Below are 18,802 nucleotides of genomic sequence, written 5' to 3'. Positions count from 1 at the left end.
GGTCGTTCCTCTGATCGTGACGTTCATGGTTCCTGAGATGTTGCGTGCGGAACTGGCGGCGGTGCCAGGCCTCACCCTGCTGGAACGTCCAGAGGATCTGGATCGTTATTCCAGAGATGCCTACGACTACTCACCGGTGTTGCAGGAGCGCCTGGCGTCCTGCCGGGCGGCGCTGGTGGTGCGCCCCGAAACGGTGGATGCCGTGGTGGGTGTGGCTGCGGCCTGTTGCCGTCATGGCATTGCCCTCACCCTGAGGGGCGCCGGGACCGGCAACTACGGACAGAGCGTCCCCCTCGAGGGAGGGGTGGTGATGCTGATGGGACGCCTGCGTGCCGTCCGCAGGATCGAGGCGACTACTGGTGTCGTCACTGTGGAATGCGGCTGCATCCTGAAGGATCTCGATCAGACCCTGCGTGGGCACGGTCGTCAGCTGCGCCTGCTGCCCAGTACCTGGCGCAGCGCCACGATCGGTGGCTTCATTGCCGGTGGCTCCGGTGGCATCGGTTCGGTGCGCTGGGGCTTTCTGCGCGATCCGGGCCACTTACTCGGTCTTGAGGTGGTGACGATGGAGCCGGAGCCAAAGCGGCTCCAGTTGGACGCCTCCGATGCGGAGGCGTTGAATCATGCCTACGGCACCAACGGGATCATCACCGCATTGACGCTCGCCACCGCGCCAACGGTGGAGTGGCAGGAAGTGGTGATCGACTGCGTTGATTGGCCATCCGCTGTTGAGCTGGCGCGACACTGCTGCGGATCGGCTTTGAACCTCCATCTCTGCACCGTTCTGGAGGCTGAAGTGGTGGCTCAGTTGCCGGCCTGGGACTTCCCGAACACAAAGGCGGACCGTGTCCTCTTGCTGGCGGCCCCCGATGCGGTCAGCACGGTGGAGCGGTTGGCGGCCGACTGCGGTGCGGCCGTGGTGCATCTCGGTGCGGAGATGCACCATGCCGGCCATGGCCTGCGGGAACTGACCTGGAATCACACCACCCTGCACATGCGCCAGAGCGAACCTGACTGGACCTACCTGCAGATGCTGCTTCCGCAACCTGAATTGGACTGCCTGCAAGCGCTGAAGCAGACCTGGGGAGGGGATGTGCTTATTCATCTGGAAGCCGTGCGACAGCAGGGTGTTCAGCGGCTTGCGGCTCTGCCGCTCGTGCGCTGGCGCGGGGCTGACGAGCTGGAGCGTTTGATGCAGCACTGCCGCGACCTCGGGGCTCTGATCTTTAATCCTCACGTGCTCACCGTTGAGGGCGGAGGGCTTGGCGTCGTGGATGGCGATCAGGTGGCCGCCAAGCAGCGTTTGGATCCAGCGGGTCTGCTGAATCCTGGGAAGCTTGGCGGATTCAGCAGCTGAGGCTTTCGCGGGTCAGCACACCGGTGGTGGGGTTGATCCCCTCGGCCTCTTGGCAGAGCCTTCGCTGGTCATCCCGGTCCAGCAGGGCATCGCTGAAATCGGCGCCATCTACCTGAGCCCCGGCAAAGCTGCTTCCGGATGCGATCACGCCGATCAAGACGGCATCCCGCAGATCCGTTCCTGTGAAATCCGCACGATCCATCAGGGCATCACTGAGGTCGGCGCCATGGAAGTTGGCATCGGCAAACGCACCCTGCGTGAAGATCGCCCCTTGCAGATTGGCTCCGCTGAAATCAGCGCCCTTGCCCGCCGCGCCAGCAAAGGAGGTGTTGCTGAGGACCTGATCATGAAAATCAACGCCGTTTTGATTGGTCAAGGTGTAATCCACCCGTTCCTGAAACAAAGCTCTGTCCTGCAGGCCAACCCCGGCTGAGGTGTCGAGCGCCATGACGGGGTCGCACAGGACGCCGATCACCAGGGTGATGGCGGTGATGAGTTTCAGCAGCGGAGGCATGAACGACGAGCACAGCATCAGTTCACTCTGCCTGCAATTGATGCGTCTCCAGCAGATGACCGATCAGATACAAAGAACCGGCCACAACAGGGGCCACCTGCGGCCACCCGTCGTGCTCGAGCTGGGTGAGCGCCCCAGTTGCATCTGCGGCGCCCCTGAGCTGGTGGGCAAGCTCCGGAGCGTCAAGCTGCAGCTGCTCCAAGCTCCAGCTGCGGTGCTCTGGAACGGGAACGATCCAGGCCAGATCGTTGGGCTGCAGCAGGTGCTTCAGCATCTCCGGGGCCTGCTTGTGTGCCTGGATCGCCAGCACCCAGATCTGCGCTTGATCGGCAGCTAGCCAGCGGCAACGCTCGTTGGCCAAGGCAGCCGCAGCTGGCGGGTTGTGGGCTCCATCAACGCGCACCGGTCGACCATGCCACTGCATCCACTGCAGCCGGCCTGGCCAGCGGGCCGCAGCAAATCCCTTGCGGATGGCATCGACTGTGATCTGCGTGTTGATGTCGCGGCCGATCCATTCCAGGGCAGCCCAGGCCACAGCTGCATTGCTTCGCTGCAGACCTCCAGGCAGGCCCAGCGTCCAATCATTGGCGAGCGGTTCCACCCAGCGAAGGCTGGCGTGCATCGCTGCAGCACTGTGCTCCAGCACCCGCTGCACCTCCGGGAGCTGCGCCGCACTCACCACGTGGCTTCCTGGTGGGATGGCCGCGGCTTTCTCAGCTGCGATCTCCTCGAGGGTGGCCCCGAGATGTTCCCTGTGGTCCAGGCCGATGGAGCCCACCGCGATCAGGCGGCGATGGGGATGGGCTGTGGTGGCGTCCAGCCGGCCTCCCAAACCGGCCTCCAGAACTAACCAGTCGGGGCGCTCGGCCTCGAAATGCACCATGGCAGCACAGATCAGTTGTTCAAATGGGGTGAGCCGGCAGGTGGTCACCACCGGCTGCAAGGTCTGGAGCAGGCAGCGAAGCTTCTCGATGGTGATCAGTCGCTCGTTCACGCGGATGCGCTCGCACCAGCTCAGCAGGTGGGGCGAGATGGTGAGGCCTGAGCGCAGCCCGGCGGCCATCAGTGCATGGTGAAGGAAGCAGGCGATGGACCCCTTGCCATTGGTCCCCACCACCTGAACCGCGGGGATTTCAGCAGCCGGATGCTGCAGTTCCCTCAGGGCCTCCTGCATGCGTTCGAGGGAGAGGTCCATCCCCCTGAGATCGAAGCGCGGCAGCAGATCACTCAGATCATCTCTTCCGGCCCCAGGGTGGAGTGGATTCACATCAGCTGCTGGAGAGCGCGATCCAGTCGGGTGAGCAAGGTCTGGATTTCCCTGGGCCCGATCACCAGGGGAGGCACCATGCGCACCACCGCAGCGCCTGCAGGCACCAGCAGCAGCTGCTCTTCAAGAGCGGCCTTCACCACATCGGCGGCTGAAAATTGGCAGGTGTCCCGGAGAACCAGACCCTGTAGCAATCCCCAGCCGCGACTCCCCGCTAAGTGGTCGGGATAACGCTCCACCAGGTGGTTCAGTCCTTGATGCAGTTGCGCTCCCCGAGCCTGGACGTTCTTCAGCAGATCGCGACGCAGAATTTCGCTGGCCACGGTGAGACCCGCACGGCAGGCGAAGGGATTGCCGCCGAAGGTGCTGGCGTGATCACCGGGTTCGAACACGTCAGCGTGCTTACTCACCAGCAGGGCACCGATCACGTGCCCTCCTCCGAGGCCTTTGGCCAGGGTGAGGGCATCCGGTGTGACCCCGAGTTGTTGATAACCCCAGAGCGTGCCCGTGCGGCCCATTCCCACCTGCACCTCATCAAAGATCAGCAGAATGTCGCGCTCGCTGCAGAGCTTGCGGATGCGCTGCATCACAGCGGGATCGCCAGGGTTCACACCGCCTTCGCCCTGAAGCGGTTCGATCAGAACAGCAGCCACCCTGGGGCCGTTCTGCTCCAGCTGCATCAGCAGCTGCTCGAAGGCGTCGCCGTCGTTGTAGGGGAAGAATGCGAATCCTTCCACCATGGGCTCGAATCCTTGGTGGTAACGCGGTTGACCGGTTGCACTTACCGCAGCCAACGTCCGGCCATGAAAACTGGCAGCGGCTGTGATGATCACTGGCCGCTCGATACCGCGGCGCATGTGGCCGTGCTTTCGCGCCAGTTTGATCGCTGCTTCGTTGGCTTCCGCTCCTGAATTGCAGAAGAACACGCTGTCAGCGCAGCTGTTGGCCACCAGCCACTGCGCCAGTTGTTCCTGTTCAGGAATTTTGTAGAGGTTGGAAACGTGCTGAAGCGTCCTCAGCTGGCGGGAAAGGGCGCGCCGCAGGACCCGATCGCTGTGCCCGAGTGTGCAGGTGGCGATCCCAGCAACGGCGTCGAGGTGCCGTCGGTTCTGGTCGTCCCATACCCAGCAGCCACGACCCTTCACAAGGGACAGAGGGAAGCGGTTGTAGGTGCCCATCACCGCTGAGGACATCAAATCAGCTTTGGGCTCCACCATGACGCTGTGCGATCTGTACTTCGTAGGGGGAGATTGAAAAATCAGTCTCTCAGTGTCCGGTGCGATCCGCTGGTGGTGAAGTAGGAGCGGTGGGACTTGAACCCACATGCCCGAAGGCGCTCGATTTTGAGTCGAGTCCGTCTACCAATTCCGGCACGCTCCCCCGTCTTCGACATTAAGCGACCAACCCGTGCTCCTGATCAGGGGAGATGCCGTTCAAGCACCGCACCACAGGCACGCAGCTTGGCTTCAATGCCGGCATAGCCCCGGTCGAGATGGTTAAGACCACACACCTGACTGCTCCCACGGGCCACGAGGCCGGCAAGAACCATGGCGGCTGCAGCCCTCAAATCCGTGCCGTTCACTGGGGCAGCACTCAGGCTTGAAACACCCTCAACAACAGCCGTGTTCCCCTGGATGCGGATGGCTGCACCCATCCTCTGCAGCTCAGCAACGTGTTGCATCCTGTTTTCGTAGATCTTCTCTGTAATCACGCTGGTTCCATTGGCTGTAGTCAGCAGAGCCATGAAAGGAGCTTGCAGATCGGTGGGGAAGCCAGGAAATGGCTGAGTGGTGATGTCGACGCCCTTGATCTCTCCAGGGGTGATCGTGATGCCTTCCCCGTCAATCTCGAGCGTGCAGCCGCAGTCGCGCAGTTTCTGCAGCACCGCGTTCAGATGTTCGGGAATGACCGGTGCAACCCGCAGGGGTGAACGGGTGATCGCCGCTGCGAGCAGAAAGGTTCCAGCTTCGATGCGATCCGGAATCACGGAGTAGTCACAACCATGCAATCTCTCCACTCCTTGGATCGTGATCGTGGGGCCACCAGCTCCGGTGATGCGTGCCCCCATGGCATTGAGAAGGTTGGCGAGATCCTGAACCTCGGGCTCCTGAGCAGCGTTTTCAATCACGCTGGTGCCTTCTGCCACGGTTGCGGCCATCAGGATCGTTTCCGTGGCGCCCACGCTCGGGCAGTCCAACACGATGGACGCACCTTTCAGTCGCTTGCTCTCCCCCGGGACTGCCGCTGTCACGACCCCGTGCTCCACGGCGACGGACGCTCCCAGGGCTTTCAGGCCCCGGATGTGCTCAACCACCGGCCGTGCGCCGATGCGGCACCCACCAGGAAGGGGCACTTTGGCGTAACCCATCCTGGCGAGAATGGATCCGATCGCAAAAAAGCTGGCCCGCAGACCATTCACCAGTTCGTAGGGAGGTTCAGCGCTGGTGAGATTCGAAGCCTCCAGCTCAACAGTTTCTGAGCGGCGATGAACCTTCACTCCAAGGGACACGAGGATGCTTTCCATCCCGTCGATGTCGGTGAGGGGTGGCACGTTGTGAAGCGTGAGACGCTCGGAGGTGAGCAGGGAGGCTGTCATTAGCACCAGGGCCGAATTCTTGGCTCCGCTGACCCTTAGCTCTCCCTGAAGCTTGTGCCCCCCATCGATAGCGAGATGCGGCTTGAGAATGTCCTGAGACGGAGGCGCCGCGGTTGTCATTCCTCGCTTTCACCAGATGTGCGCCCATCTTGACGAGATCGCTTGAGACCGTCTAGACGGCCGGCGCTCAAACTGGCTTGACAGCTCCTGGGGAGGCGGCCCTTCGATGACCTATGGTCTCTTGGTCGCCTACGCGACACACGCCAGCGGATGTGGCGGAATTGGTAGACGCGCTAGTTTCAGGTACTAGTGGCAGCAATGTCGTGGGAGTTCAAGTCTCCCCATCCGCATTATGTTGTTGGGGCTAGAGCTTCTAACCGCTGACCATGATCGTGCTGAAGATTTCCAACTCTTCCGAGGTGGTTGCGTCGAAAGTCGGCAAATTTCTCGAATTTTTGACACCGGATTCCGTGGATCAATCAACGGTTGAAGATCAGGTGATCAAGAAAATGGTCGAGAATCTTGCTGCCGAGGGGCTCAAAGGTGAGATCGCTGCGGTGAATGGTCTGGATATCGATGGCTCGGATCTGTCCATTCACGAAGGAATGAAGGTGCGGAAGCACACCACGTTCTGACGTGTCGGCGATTTCAGGGGCTGAGGGTGAACCGATTTCGAGTCGGCGCAATCCCCTGATTAAACGGATTCGGTCTTTGCAAAGCAAAGCCGGCCGGGAGAATGAGCAGTGCCTTTTGCTCGAGGGAACGCACCAGGTGCAAGAACTTCTTGTTCATGCCCAAGCTTGGATCGATCCTCTGCAGGTTTTGGCCACGCCGCTGTGGTTTCAGCGCCACCGGGCTCTGCTTGCAGCGTTGCCTGGGCCGGTTCAGTTGCAATTGATCAGTTCAGAAGCGCTCGACGCTGCGTTATCCACCGTGCACCCCGATGGGGTGGCCTGCCTGTGGCCGCTCAAGCGTTTGCCCTCCCCAGAGCCCCATCCAAACTTCGTTCTTGCTCTTGATCGTCTCCAGGATCCCGGCAATGTGGGATCCCTGCTGCGAACTGCGTTGGCAGCCGATGTCGAGCAGGTCTGGATGGGGGCCGGGGCTGATCCACTGGGCTCGAAGGTGGTGCGGTCTGCTGCTGGCGCGATCCTTGCGTTGCCGTACCGCCGTTTCGGTCCCACGGACGCCCTGGGGGTTGAACAATTGGCCACCGTCCTCAAGGACGCCAGAGCCAGAGGACTGCAGGTGGTGGCAACCCTCGTTCCTGATGCTGCGACAGGTCTCCAGGTGCAGCCGTATTGGCAATTGGACTGGTGTCGCCCCACCGTGCTGGTGCTTGGTAACGAGGGGGCCGGTTTGCATCCTCGGCTGCTGGCTTGCTGCAGCCACGGAGTGACCCTCCCTCACGGACGGAAGGTGGAATCTCTGAATGTGGCAGCTGCCGCCGTTCCTCTCCTCTTGGAACGACGACGGGCGACAATGACAGCTCCCATGCAGCAGTCCGGGTGAGCGACGCCAGTTTCGACTTCGATGTGATCGTGATCGGTGCCGGTTATGGCGGTTTCGATGCAGCGAAGCATGCTGCTGAGCATGGCCTGAAGGTGGCGATCATCGAATCGCGCGACATGGGCGGGACCTGTGTGAACCGCGGTTGCGTTCCCTCCAAGGCTCTGCTCGCCGCTTCAGGCCGTGTCCGCGAGCTGGCCGATGCCGAACATTTGGCAGGTTTTGGGATCCATGCCGCCCCGGTTCGCTTCGAACGCCAGAAAATCGCTGATCACGCCAATCAACTCGTGGCCACGATTCGCGGAAACCTCACCAAAACTTTGGAGAGGGCTGGCGTGACCATCATTCGTGGCCAGGGCCGTCTGGAGTCGGCGCAAGCCGTGGGAGTGAGGGAAATCAGTGGCGTGGACAGGGTGATCACTGCCAAAGACGTGATTCTGGCGACGGGATCGGACCCCTTTGTTCCGCCTGGTATCGAGACCGATGGTCGCAGCGTGTTCACCAGCGATGAGGCCGTCAGCCTGGAGTGGCTCCCGCGCTGGCTCGCCATCATCGGCAGTGGTTATATCGGTCTGGAATTTGCAGACGTCTATACGGCTCTCGGCTGCGAGGTCACGATGATTGAGGCTCTGGATCGGGTGATGCCGACCTTTGACCCCGACATCACCAGAATCGCTGCGCGCCACTTGATTGATGGGCGGGATATTGATGCTCGGTCAGGGGTTCTGGCCCAATCGATCAAACCGGGTGCTCCGGTTCAGATTGAACTGGTCGACATGCAGACCCGCGAGCCTGTGGAGACCCTCGAGGTGGATGCTGTTCTGGTGGCCACCGGCCGGGTTCCAAGCAGCCGCAACCTCAAGCTTGAACAGCTCGGCGTGGAAACCCTGCGCGGGTTTGTGCCGATCAACGACCGCATGCAGGTGATGGCCAACGGGCAGCCGGTTCCCCATCTCTGGGCGGTCGGTGATGTCACGGGAAAATTGATGCTGGCGCACACTGCCGCTGCGCAGGGGACGGTGGCCATCGACAACATTCTTGGCCACAGCCGCGAGATCGATTACCGCAGCATTCCCGCTGCCACCTTCACCCATCCAGAGATCAGTTCGGTTGGGTTCAGTGAAGCCGATGCCAAGCAGTTGGCATCCGATCAAGGGTTTGAGCTGGGTGTGGTGCGCAGTTACTTCAAGGCCAACTCCAAGGCGCTCGCTGAACTGGACAGCGATGGTCTGATGAAGCTTCTGTTCAACAAGGCCTCTGGAGAGGTGTTGGGAGCCCACATTTATGGATTGCATGCCGCTGATTTGATTCAGGAGGTGGCAAATGCCGTGGCCCGTCGACAGAGCGTGCGTCAGCTCTCCACCGAAGTTCATACCCATCCCACCCTCAGTGAAGTGGTGGAGGTGGCTTACAAGCAGGCGGCAGCCTCCCTTCTCATACCTGCCTGATTCCGTTCTTTCCGCATCTGCCATGGAGATCCGTCGTCGACCGCCCAACCCGAAGGTTCAGGTGGCCCACCTCGAGTACGCCATCCCCCACCAGGACGGTGAGCCTCGCAACATTCTCGAGAAGATTGTCTGGGAGAAGGATCGTGAGATCGAGACGTCCCGCCAGCGCATGCCCCTCGTGCAGCTGAAGGCACGGGTTGCAGAACTGCCTCCACCGCTGGATTTTCTGGGAGCTTTGCGTCAGGCCCCTTTGGCTCCTGCTGTGATTGCTGAAGTCAAGAAGGCCAGTCCCAGCAAAGGCGTGATTCGTGAGGATTTCGATCCCGTGGCCATTGCCAAGGCCTATGCCGCTGGAGGGGCCAGTTGCCTGTCCGTGCTCACGGATCGAACCTTTTTTCAAGGCGGTTTCGATGTGCTGGTGGCTGTGCGCGAAGCCGTGGAACTGCCGCTGTTATGCAAGGACTTCATTCTCAGTCCGCATCAGCTGTATCAGGCGCGCGCGGCCGGTGCCGATGCCGCTCTGCTGATCGCAGCCATCCTTTCAGATCAGGATCTCGCCTATCTGCAGAAGGTGGCGGCCACCCTTGGTCTCACTGTTCTGGTGGAAGTGCACGATGCTGAGGAGATGGAGCGCGTCCTCACCCTTGGAGGCTTCCCGCTCATTGGAATCAATAATCGCGACCTAACCAGCTTTGAGACGGATCTGGCCACGACGGAGTCGCTTTCGGAACGGTTTGGTGATCGCCTGCGCGCGCAAGGTGCCCTTCTGGTCAGTGAGTCGGGTCTGTTCACTCGCTCCGATTTGAATCGCGTTCAACGCAGCGGTGCCGGTGCGGTGCTCGTTGGCGAAGCACTGATGCGCCAAGAGAGCGTGGAGCAGGGTCTGCGCGATTTGATCGCAGGCTGATGGAATCCCTTGGATCGCGGCATTAAAAAGCCCCCGCAGAGCGGGGGCTTGATGGTGGATCAGCGTCTGATCAGGCAGCTGCCAGGTTGGCGGCCACGAAGTCCCAATTCACCAGCTTGTCGAGGTAGGTGCTGATGTAATCAGGGCGGCGGTTCTGATAGTCGAGGTAATAGGCGTGCTCCCATACGTCCATGGTGAGAAGAGCCTTCTGACCGTGGGCGAGGGGGAGATCAGCGTTGGCGGTTTTGGTGATCTTCAGAGTGCCGTTCTCGATGATCAGCCAGGCCCAGCCGCTGCCGAACTGGGTGGCGCCTGCAGCCTTGAACTGCTCCACAAAGGCGTCGTAGCTGCCGAAGTCGGCATTGATCTTGTCCAGAAGGGCTCCACTGGGCTGTCCACCACCACCGGGCTTCATGCACTGCCAATAGAAGCTGTGGTTCCAGACCTGAGCTGCGTTGTTGAACACGCCGGCCTTGCTGGAATCACCGGAAACAGCAGCAATCACCTCTTCCAGGCTTTTGCCATCGAGATCCGAGCCCTCGATCGCCTTGTTCAGGTTGGTGACGTAGCCGTTGTGGTGCTTGCCGTGGTGAAACTCGAGCGTGGAGCGGGAAATGTGGGGCTCCAGTGCATCGAGGGCGTAGGGCAGCGCAGGAAGGGTATGGGCCATGGGGAGGGCAACCGAGCAGCGGGATCCTAACGACAGTGCGTGACCTTCAGCTGTTGCCCTCCTGGCAGGCTCAACCTTTCACTTCAAGCAACTCCACTTCAAAGATCAGCGTGGCGTTGGGGGGAATGACACCACCGGCACCACGGGTTCCGTAACCCAGATCGGGAGGAATCACCAGCTTGCGCTTGCCGCCCACTTTCATCCCCTGAACACCTTCGTCCCAACCCTTGATCACCCGGCCAGCACCGAGGGGGAAGCTGAACGGGGTGCCGCGGTCGTAGCTGGCGTCGAACTGACGGCCGTCCTCGAGGGTCCCGCGGTAATGCACCACCACGGTTTGTCCGGAGGAGGCTGCGGCGCCGGTCCCCACCACGAGATCGGTGATCCGCAGACCGCTGGCAGTGATTTCAGGCTTTTCGGCACTCATTGCGCCTCCGAGAGCGGACGCATCAGCCTGATTGGAGTCGGGTGCCATGGCAAAGAGGGTTGGGTTGGTCTCGTCGGGGTCCAGTTCCATCGCCGTGGAGGCCTGCACGTCAGCCGTCTGAGCGGCTGCCTGCACGGTGGATGTCTGAGCGGTGGATGTCTGAGCGGTGGATGTCTGAGCGGTGGTGGTGGGTGGTGCGGCGATCACGGTGGACGGTGCCACGATCTGACTCACCAGCGCCACCATCAGGCACGCCACACAGACGGCAGAACTGATCAGAATGTCGCGCACTGGAGCTCCCTTTGTTCTGGAGGAGTCTGGCAGGTTCAGTCTTGGCGTTCGCGCTGGCGGAGTTGCTGCTCCAGTCGGTCGATGCGGCCGCGCAGCTCATCAACTTCCTTCTGGCTGGGAAGGCCCAGATCCTGCAGAAGATTGTCGCGGTTGCGCTCCAGATTGCGCCCCATCTGCTGCTCGAGTTCAGGGGTTTCCCCGCGCAGAGCTTTGAGAACGTCGTCCACCAGAGCCGAGGCCTGGCTGGGGTCGAGACGGCCACTGCTCACCCACTCCTGGGTCACGCCACGCAGGCGTTCGGCCACCAGGGTGGTGGTGCCAAGGCCTCGGAGCAGTATCTGTTGGAGAGGGTTGGCGGTCTCCATCACGGATGTTGAGCGTTGTGACTTCAGGATGACGTCAACCTCTGGGGGGCACCATGGGCAATGACCGATCCCAGATCCTGCTCCGGGCTCTGCTGGGAGGTTTGCTGGCGGGCACCGGTCTCAGCCTGTCGGGGGTTTGGTGGATGTTGCCCGCGCTGGCTTTGCTGTGGTCTGTGGCGATGAACCCTCTGGCCGCAGCACTCTGGGGGGCGCTTGCCGTGGCGATCAGCCATCGCTGGCTGCTGGCCCTGCACCCACTCACCTGGTTAGGGGTGCCAGAGCTCCTAAGTCTTCCCTTGGCTGCTGCGGTTTGGCTGGGCTGTGTGCTGGCCGCGGCGTTGTTGTTAAGCGGCTGGAGTGGGTTGGTTCGGTTGCTGCCAGGGCGGGGTGGCGCGTTGCAGGCGCTTGTTCTGTCCTTGATCTGGGGCCTTGGAGAAACCCTGCTCTCTCGAAGCCCACTGTTCTGGATCGGTGTGGGAGGGAGCGTCTTTCCTGCTGATCCTGCTCTGGGCGGATTGGCACGCTGGTGTGGCGCCGGAGGTCTGGCGGCCCTGCAGCTGCTTCTGGGCTGGTGGTTATGGACGCTGTTGGCCAGCGCTGATCGTGGCCGCATGCGATTACGGCTGCTGGGGATCGGAGCGGTTGGCTTGGCGCTCCTGCACGCTCTCGGTGTTGCGGCACTGGTCGGGATCGATCGTCCTGATGTCTCCAGGGACCCTCTGAATCTGGCTCTCTGGCAGCCCGCGATTCCCACCAGAGAGAAATTCAGTGCTGAGCGTCAGAGTCAGTTCCCCCGACTGCTACGGGCGGCACTGACCAGAGCTGAAGCTGAGGGGGCTGATCTGCTGATCGCCCCGGAGGGAACGTTGCCGCTGGATCGAGGGAATCTGCTGGTGGAGCCTGTCCCTCTGATCAGCGGTGGCTTTCGCTGGGTTGCGGGCCGTCAGCGCAGTGCTCTGCTGTTGCTGCAAGGAGATGATGCAACTCCTGGCGCTGTGATCGATAAGCATCGTCTGGTCCCCCTGGGGGAATGGACTCCGGCCTTGCCAGGCCTTGCGGGACTCTCCGCAGTGGGGGGGCTCGAATCTGGTGGGGCGTCCAGGCTCTGGCGCTGGGGAGGCCCTCCTGCCCAGGTCGCGATCTGTTACGAGATCTCCAACGGCACGGCCCTCGCCCGGGCGGCGGCGAGAGGGGGGCAATGGATCCTCACAGCCGCCAATCTGGACCCTTATCCCTTGCTGTTGCAGCAGCAGTTTCTGGCTCTGGCGCAATTGCGCAGTGTGGAGACGGCCCGACCGCTGGTGTCGGCAGCCAATACTGGTCCCACGGCTGCGATCAATGCCAAGGGACAGGTCACGTCTCGTTTGCCAGCGATGCGCCCTGGCCTGCTGACCGTGCAGGTGCAGCCCAGCAACGTTTTGACCCCCTATGCACGACTGCGCGATTGGCCCCTGGCGGGTCTTCTCTTGATCGCCGCCGCGACGCTCCTCAGGCCGAGGTCTGGATCAGTCCTCCCCCAAGAACAGCGTCACCGTCGTAGAACACCGCCGCCTGCCCAGGAGTGATCGAAAACTGAGGCTCATCAAAGTCAAGCCTGCAGCGATGGGGGCGGTCGGCCGCAGCATCCGATGCCTCAGCCTCCATGGTGGTGAGTTGGGCGGGAACAGGAGCACTGCGGTAGCGCACCTGCACCTGCACCTTTTGACGCTGCCCTGGTGCTGGTGGAGCGATTGAGATCCAGTTGATGGCGCCCACAACGCAATGGCTGCGCCCCGCCTGATCGCGAGTGGCGACGACGACGCGGTTCATCGCGGCATCGAGGCGGATCACATGCAGGGGCTCGCTCCAGGCGATGCCGAGTCCTTTGCGCTGCCCGATGGTGAAGTGCTCGATGCCGTCATGCTCTCCCACAACCGTTCCATCCTGGAGAACAATTTCCCCCTGACGCGGTGGCAGGTATGCATCGAGAAAGGCCCGCATCGATCCATGGTGATCGGCGAGGCAGAGGTCTTGGCTTTCCGGTTTCGCCGCTGTACGCAGTCCATGGCGAGCGGCCTCCAGACGGGTGTCGGGCTTGGTGAGTTCTCCAAGAGGGAACACCACGCGGCCGAGGACGTCCTGGGTGAGGTCGTAGAGGAAGTAGCTCTGGTCCTTGCGCGCATCGAGACCGCGCAGCAGTCGCCATCGGCCGGAGCTGTCGTCAAAACGGAGCCGTGCGTAATGCCCGGTGGCAATCCTGGCGAGACCACGTTCCTCCTGGGCCCACCGCAGCATTGGCGAGAACTTCACAGCCCGGTTGCAGCGTGAGCAGGGCAAGGGCGTAATGCCGGCCTGATATCCCTCAATCAGGCCATTCACGATTTCGCGCTGGAAAGTGTCACGTGAATCCACCACGTGATGGGGAATCTCGAGTTGCTCGCAGATCCCAGCGGCATCCACCAGCCCTTCTGCACAGCAGGCCCCCTTTCCGCTCATCAACCACAGGGTGAGGCCTTCCACGTCCCAGCCGGCCTCAACAAGCAGCGCTGCGGTGAGTGAGCTGTCCACACCACCGGAGAGGCCCACGGCAACACGATGCTCCCCTGGCCAATGGCGCAATCGATTCAGGGCCTCAGCTCCTGCGGGCGTGGCGGCTGTGACTGGAAACGCGGCCGGCATGGGCTGACGGACAGGAATGGGCTTCTTTCTCCATAGTGAGGTCCCATGGGCCCCCTCCATGCATTGGCCAGCTGTCGATGCTGATCATCTGCTGGTTTGCAGTGACCAGATGCTGGAGCTTGAGCAGCAGTGGCTGGCAAGCGGGCTGCCCGTCGCTGCCTTGATGGAATCGGTCGGCCAGAGGATGGCGGAGTGGTGTCTGCAGCGTCCCGCTCGTCTTGCCCAAGGGGTTTTGGTTCTTGTAGGGCCAGGCCATAACGGAGGCGATGGCCTGGTTCTGGGGCGAAAGTTGCTGGAGAGGGGCATTGCCGTGCGTCTCTGGGCACCGTTGCCCCTGCGACAGTCCCTGACCCGTGAGCACTGGCGGCACCTGCTGTGGCTTGGGGTGCCTGTGCATAAGTGCGAGCCTGACCCAGCCGATCCCGCCCTTTGGATCGACGCTCTCTTTGGTCTCGGCCAGACCCGCCCCCTTCCAGATCAGCTGGCGCAACTGTTGCAACAGCGTCAGCTCTGCGCACCCGGACAGCTGATCAGCCTGGATTGCCCGAGTGGTCTGGATAGCGATTCAGGCGTGCCGTTGGGAGCCGCCGGTGCCGTGGCTTCCGACACCCTCACTGTGGCTCTGATCAAGCGAGGACTGGTTCAGGACGCGGCTCTGCCCTTGGCTGGCACCGTGCATCGCATCGATCCAGGGGTACCGCCGCGGTTGATGGCCTGCCAGACCTCTCCCCTGGTGCTTCAGGTGGGGGCCCCAGACCTCAAGACCCTGCAAGTTCCTGATGAGAGAAGCACTGCGATGAAATATGAGCGCGGATGTTTGCTGCTCATCGCTGGCAGCGAGCGTTATCGCGGTGCGGCTCACCTGGCGGTGCGGGGGGCTTTGGCCAGTGGTGCCGGCAGTGTGCGGGCCGCTCTGCCGAAAGCGGTGGATCAACAGCTCTGGCAATGGGCCCCGGAAGTGGTCTCGGAGCCTGCAGTCGAGTGCGATGACAGTGGTTCACTGCTGTGGGGGCCTGCTCTGGAGCGGAGCGATCTCAGCCGGTTGGATGCCGTGCTGCTGGGGCCCGGTCTGGGACTGATGGAAGGGGTCTGGCAAGGCTGGGCCGAACCGTTGCTGACCTTCCGGGGCCTTTTGGTGCTGGATGCCGATGCGCTCAATCAACTGTCCGGGGAGGGTGAGGGGTGGCGCTGGTTCTTGAAGCGGATGGGACCCACCTGGATCACCCCCCACTCCCAGGAATTTGAACGTCTATTTCCCGGCTGCGATCAGGGTTCTCCGCTGGACCGCGCTGCAGCCGCCGCGGAACGCAGCGGTGCAGTGGTGTTGCTCAAAGGTGCACACAGCGTGATCGCGGACCCTTCGGGATCTTTACGTCAGTTGGTGGGTACGGATCGCCAGGTTGCTCGAACCGGGCTTGGGGATCTGTTGGCCGGCCTGGCCGGGGGGTGGGGAGCGCGACTGCAGGCTGCCGCCAGCCCTGTGGATGGGGCCGCTCTGGCAGCCGCGGGATTGCTGCATGCTCAGGCTGCTCGCCAATGCAGCCGCGGCAGTGGGGCACTCACCATTGCGGATCAACTCACGCAATTGGTGCGATCGACGACGCGATTGGGTGATGCTCTGAAGTAATTATTTAGGTTTCAACACGTGATGATGCACAAGTGATTGGTTTGTGTCGTTTTCAACGTACGAATCTGAAGGGTTGCTGAAAACACATTCAATTCAGTGAATTTCGTAGGACAGTCTCCCCACGTCATAAGTCCATCCCCATGCCTTCAGCCGCAGCCGGGGTTTCTGAAACCCAAAGACGACGAAGCAGTGATCCAATCAGTTGGTATCTCGCAACGATCGGAAGAATTCCTTTGCTGACTCCCGCTGAGGAAATTGAGCTTGGTAATCAAGTGCAGCAGCTGATGCAGCTCACTGAAGATGGTTCGATTGCAGCAGATAGCGATCAATTTGATGGCAAGCAGCGTCGTTTGATTCGAGTGGGTCAGCGTGCCAAGCAACGGATGATGAAAGCCAACCTTCGCTTGGTCGTTAGCGTTGCGAAGAAATACCAGGGCAAGGGTCTCGAGCTTCTCGATTTGATACAAGAAGGGTCTCTTGGCCTCGAGCGGGCCGTCGAGAAATTTGACCCCACCCGTGGTTACAAATTCTCCACCTATGCCTTCTGGTGGATTCGCCAGAGCATGACCCGGGCGATTGCTTGTCAGTCGCGCACGATCCGTTTGCCGGTCCACCTCAGCGAACGTCTCACCACCATCCGCAAGGTGAGTTTGGATCTGGCTCACAAGCTGGGAGCCATGCCAAGCCGCCTCGAGATTGCCGAGGCGATGGATCTGCCGGTTGAGGAGCTTGACTCCCTGCTCAGGCAGGCGCTCACCACCAGCAGCCTGGATGCACCCGTGAACGGAGAGGAAGGGCGCAGTTTCCTTGGAGATTTGATTGCTGATTCGTCCCTTGAGGAGCCTCTCGACAGGGTGGAGCAGCGGATGCATCACGAGCAGCTCGGTCGCTGGATGAGTCACCTCAGTGATCAGGAGCAGCACGTGCTCACGTTGCGTTTCGGCTTGAATGGCAACGAACGCCATACGTTGGCGGAAATCGGTCGGCTCCTCGACGTGTCACGCGAGCGGGTCCGTCAGGTGGAGCTCAAGGCCCTGCGCAAGCTCCGCAATCTCACCCGTCGGGTGGCTCCCACGTTCTGAGCCTCGTCTTGCAGACTTCACGGATCGAATCGATCCGTTGAAGCCACCGCTTGTCTATCACGAGGCCTACAGCGCACCCCTTCCCAGTAGCCATCGCTTCCCGATGGCGAAGTTCCGGGGACTCGAGCGCTGCCTCTTCGACTGTGGACTGGCGCACTCCAGCCAGATGCATCGCCCCCTGCCTGTGCCGCGACGCTGGCTTGAGCTTGTGCATCAGAGGTCGTACCACGAAGCCTTCGCCAGAGACCGCCTGGATCGGCAGGCGCAGCGCCGAATTGGTTTGCCCGCCACAACGCCTCTGGTTCAACGCACCTGGCTCGCTGTCGGTGGAACTGTGCTCACGGCCAGGCTTGCCTTGCGCCATGGCTTGGCCTGTCACCTCGCTGGAGGCACCCACCATGCCTTTCCCGATTTCGGCAGCGGATTTTGCATCTTTAATGATCTTGCTGTCTGTTCGCGGGTTCTGATCGAGCAGGAAGGCCTCCAGCGCGTGCTTGTTGTTGATCTGGATGTGCATCAAGGGGATGCCACCGCCCTGATCTTCAGAGGCGATGAACGCGTGTTCACCTTTTCAGCGCATGCCGCGTCAAACTTCCCCTCCCGCAAGCAGGTCAGCGATCTTGATCTGCCATTAGGCGATGGACTGGAAGACAGGGCCTACCTGGAAACCATCGGCGACAACCTTCCCGGTGTTCTGGATCGTCTGCGTCCTCAGTTGGTTCTCTACAACGCGGGAGTCGATCCCCACCGGGATGATCGGCTTGGACGTCTCGCCCTCACGGATCTAGGGCTGCTCCAGCGCGATCATTTGGTGCTCGATGCCTGCCTGCGCCGCAGCATTCCAGTGGCCACCGTCATCGGTGGGGGTTACGACGCCATGATCCCCCTTGTGAAACGGCATGCCTTGGTCTTCCGCGCTGCTGCGGATCAGGCGCGGTTGCACGGGTTGTGATTCAGTCGTCAGCCCAGATGTAACGGGTCAGTTCGGACCCATCGGGTTCTGGAGCACTGAGCGCGAAGTCCACGCAGTCCTGGACCTCGGCATCGATTTCTTTTTCGATCGCCCGAAGCTCCTCAGCAGAGACCAGATTGGCGGCCAACAGATCCCGCTCCAGGGCTTTGAGGGGGTCACGTTTAGCCCAGAACTGCTTTTCCTCTTCAGCCCTCAATTCGTCTGGGTCGGCAAGAGAGTGGCCCCTGAATCGATAGGTGAGGCATTCCAGGACGGTCGGGCCTTCCCCGGCCCTGGCCCGTTCCACTGCCCTCTGGGCTGCGGCGCGGACAGCCAGCACATCCATGCCATCCACTTCTTCACCAGCCATGCCGAAGGCACCGGCCTTGCGCCAGATTTCGGGATCGCTCGTGGCGCGATCGTGGGCCATGCCGATGGCCCACTTGTTGTTCTCAACTACGAAAAGGATGGGCAGCTTCCAGAGTTGCGCCATGTTGAGGCACTCAAAGAACTGGCCGTTGTTGCAAGTTCCATCGCCGAAGAAAGCCGCTGTGACGGCATTGCTGCTGGAATCACCAAGGGCATCGCGCTTGTAGCGGCTGGTGAAGGCGGCTCCCAGCGCAACGGGAATCCCCTCTCCGATGAAGGCGAAACCTCCCAAAAGATGGTGTTCCTTCGAGAACAGGTGCATCGAGCCACCGCGACCCTTGCTGCAACCTGTTTCCTTGCCAAACAGCTCGCTCATGACCTCACGGGCTGGAACACCGGCGCTCAGGGCGTGTACGTGGTCGCGGTAGGTGCTGCAGAACCAGTCGTGCTGGCGCTTCATGGCGCCGATGACACCCGTGCTCACAGCCTCCTGGCCGTTGTACAAATGCACGAATCCAAACATCTTGCCGCGGTAATACATCTCCGCGCACTTGTCTTCAAAGCGTCGTCCGAGCGTCATGTCCCGGTAAAGCACCAGACCCGTCGTGCGATCCACCGAGGCTCTTTGTGCGGTGACCAGACTGGATAAACGCTCTGCATGGGCCCCCACAAGACCGCCCTGGGATTGGGTGCGTGATTCGGTGCCCACTGCGATGTCCTGGCTCATGGCACTGCGTGATCGTCACGCGACTTTAAGGGGCAG

At 61.5% G+C, this 18,802-nt stretch carries 18 protein-coding genes and 2 tRNA genes; 10 read left to right on the top strand and 10 right to left on the bottom strand.

From position 1 onward, the window contains the following. The first annotated feature begins 25 nt into the window (after positions 1-25). Positions 26-1,357, top strand: coding sequence for an FAD-binding oxidoreductase (locus SynMEDNS5_RS08865; RefSeq protein ID WP_186583041.1), 1,332 nt, complete (start codon positions 26-28; stop codon positions 1,355-1,357). On the opposite strand, the gene SynMEDNS5_RS08860 is transcribed toward SynMEDNS5_RS08865, so the two are convergent. The 5 genes from SynMEDNS5_RS08860 to murA form a co-directional block, all read right to left on the bottom strand. Continuing rightward, positions 1,347-1,871 (bottom strand): pentapeptide repeat-containing protein, encoded by a 525-nt coding sequence (locus SynMEDNS5_RS08860; RefSeq protein ID WP_186583040.1) that lies wholly within the window; start codon positions 1,869-1,871, stop codon positions 1,347-1,349. The genes SynMEDNS5_RS08865 and SynMEDNS5_RS08860 overlap by 11 nt on opposite strands. A 22-nt stretch (positions 1,872-1,893) precedes the next feature. After that, positions 1,894-3,138 (bottom strand): folylpolyglutamate synthase/dihydrofolate synthase family protein, encoded by a 1,245-nt coding sequence (locus SynMEDNS5_RS08855; protein ID WP_186583039.1) that lies wholly within the window; start codon positions 3,136-3,138, stop codon positions 1,894-1,896. Next, positions 3,135-4,355: an aspartate aminotransferase family protein gene (locus SynMEDNS5_RS08850; protein ID WP_186583038.1), complete on the bottom strand. Its 1,221-nt coding sequence runs from the start codon at positions 4,353-4,355 to the stop codon at positions 3,135-3,137. Before SynMEDNS5_RS08850 ends, SynMEDNS5_RS08855 begins: the two co-directional genes overlap by 4 nt. A gap of 81 nt (positions 4,356-4,436) precedes the next feature. Continuing rightward, positions 4,437-4,518: transfer RNA gene (locus tag SynMEDNS5_RS08845), tRNA-Leu, on the bottom strand. A 37-nt stretch (positions 4,519-4,555) separates the two neighbouring features. Further along, the gene (gene murA / locus SynMEDNS5_RS08840) at positions 4,556-5,854 is read right to left on the bottom strand and encodes a UDP-N-acetylglucosamine 1-carboxyvinyltransferase (RefSeq protein ID WP_186583037.1); all 1,299 of its coding nucleotides are present in this window, start codon (positions 5,852-5,854) and stop codon (positions 4,556-4,558) included. 146 nt (positions 5,855-6,000) lie between these two features. Here murA and SynMEDNS5_RS08835 point away from each other — a divergent pair. The 5 genes from SynMEDNS5_RS08835 to trpC all read left to right on the top strand — a co-directional run bounded on the left by SynMEDNS5_RS08835 (position 6,001) and on the right by trpC (position 9,598). Then, positions 6,001-6,084, top strand: a tRNA-Leu gene (locus tag SynMEDNS5_RS08835). Positions 6,085-6,120: 36 nt separating this feature from the next. Further along, on the top strand, positions 6,121-6,369 hold the full coding sequence (locus tag SynMEDNS5_RS08830; RefSeq protein ID WP_186583036.1) for a hypothetical protein: 249 nt from the start codon (positions 6,121-6,123) through the stop codon (positions 6,367-6,369). Between the two features lies 1 nt (position 6,370). Continuing rightward, positions 6,371-7,246, top strand: a complete 876-nt coding sequence (locus SynMEDNS5_RS08825; protein WP_186583035.1) for an RNA methyltransferase — start codon at positions 6,371-6,373, stop codon at positions 7,244-7,246. Continuing rightward, entirely contained in the window at positions 7,243-8,691 is a 1,449-nt protein-coding gene (gene lpdA / locus SynMEDNS5_RS08820) for a dihydrolipoyl dehydrogenase (RefSeq protein ID WP_186583034.1), read from the top strand. Before SynMEDNS5_RS08825 ends, lpdA begins: the two co-directional genes overlap by 4 nt. A gap of 22 nt (positions 8,692-8,713) precedes the next feature. Beyond that, a complete protein-coding gene (gene trpC / locus SynMEDNS5_RS08815) occupies positions 8,714-9,598 on the top strand; it encodes an indole-3-glycerol phosphate synthase TrpC (RefSeq protein ID WP_186583033.1) in 885 nt (294 codons plus the stop codon). Between the two features lie 70 nt (positions 9,599-9,668). Here the strand turns inward: trpC and SynMEDNS5_RS08810 are convergent, their stop codons facing one another. The 3 genes from SynMEDNS5_RS08810 to SynMEDNS5_RS08800 all read right to left on the bottom strand — a co-directional run bounded on the left by SynMEDNS5_RS08810 (position 9,669) and on the right by SynMEDNS5_RS08800 (position 11,351). Beyond that, positions 9,669-10,268, bottom strand: a complete 600-nt coding sequence (locus SynMEDNS5_RS08810) for a superoxide dismutase (RefSeq protein ID WP_186583032.1) — start codon at positions 10,266-10,268, stop codon at positions 9,669-9,671. A 70-nt stretch (positions 10,269-10,338) separates the two neighbouring features. Next, positions 10,339-10,986: an FKBP-type peptidyl-prolyl cis-trans isomerase gene (locus SynMEDNS5_RS08805; protein WP_186583031.1), complete on the bottom strand. Its 648-nt coding sequence runs from the start codon at positions 10,984-10,986 to the stop codon at positions 10,339-10,341. A gap of 35 nt (positions 10,987-11,021) precedes the next feature. Beyond that, a complete protein-coding gene (locus SynMEDNS5_RS08800) occupies positions 11,022-11,351 on the bottom strand; it encodes a phasin family protein (protein WP_186583030.1) in 330 nt (109 codons plus the stop codon). Positions 11,352-11,404: 53 nt separating this feature from the next. On the opposite strand from SynMEDNS5_RS08800, the gene SynMEDNS5_RS08795 reads away from it, so the two are divergent. Then, entirely contained in the window at positions 11,405-12,916 is a 1,512-nt protein-coding gene (locus SynMEDNS5_RS08795) for an apolipoprotein N-acyltransferase (protein WP_186583029.1), read from the top strand. On the opposite strand, the gene mnmA is transcribed toward SynMEDNS5_RS08795, so the two are convergent. Next, the gene (mnmA, locus tag SynMEDNS5_RS08790; RefSeq protein WP_186583028.1) at positions 12,840-14,009 is read right to left on the bottom strand and encodes a tRNA 2-thiouridine(34) synthase MnmA; all 1,170 of its coding nucleotides are present in this window, start codon (positions 14,007-14,009) and stop codon (positions 12,840-12,842) included. The two genes, SynMEDNS5_RS08795 and mnmA, sit on opposite strands and share 77 nt — an antisense overlap. A gap of 58 nt (positions 14,010-14,067) precedes the next feature. Between mnmA and SynMEDNS5_RS08785 the strand changes: the two genes are divergently transcribed. The 3 genes from SynMEDNS5_RS08785 to SynMEDNS5_RS08775 all read left to right on the top strand — a co-directional run bounded on the left by SynMEDNS5_RS08785 (position 14,068) and on the right by SynMEDNS5_RS08775 (position 17,670). Next, positions 14,068-15,636 (top strand): NAD(P)H-hydrate dehydratase, encoded by a 1,569-nt coding sequence (locus SynMEDNS5_RS08785; RefSeq protein WP_186583027.1) that lies wholly within the window; start codon positions 14,068-14,070, stop codon positions 15,634-15,636. Between the two features lie 140 nt (positions 15,637-15,776). Continuing rightward, complete coding sequence (locus SynMEDNS5_RS08780) at positions 15,777-16,718, top strand: RpoD/SigA family RNA polymerase sigma factor (protein ID WP_186583026.1); 942 nt, start codon at positions 15,777-15,779, stop codon at positions 16,716-16,718. Positions 16,719-16,755: 37 nt separating this feature from the next. Then, positions 16,756-17,670, top strand: coding sequence for a histone deacetylase (locus tag SynMEDNS5_RS08775; protein ID WP_186583025.1), 915 nt, complete (start codon positions 16,756-16,758; stop codon positions 17,668-17,670). Position 17,671: 1 nt separating this feature from the next. Here SynMEDNS5_RS08775 and pdhA read toward each other — a convergent pair whose 3' ends face one another. Further along, the gene (pdhA, locus tag SynMEDNS5_RS08770) at positions 17,672-18,766 is read right to left on the bottom strand and encodes a pyruvate dehydrogenase (acetyl-transferring) E1 component subunit alpha (RefSeq protein WP_186583024.1); all 1,095 of its coding nucleotides are present in this window, start codon (positions 18,764-18,766) and stop codon (positions 17,672-17,674) included. Between the last annotated feature and the right edge of the window lie 36 nt (positions 18,767-18,802).

It is taken from the genome of Synechococcus sp. MEDNS5 (assembly GCF_014279875.1).
Lineage (GTDB): Bacteria > Cyanobacteriota > Cyanobacteriia > PCC-6307 > Cyanobiaceae > Synechococcus_C.
This window is presented reverse-complemented; position numbering and strand designations above follow the sequence as displayed.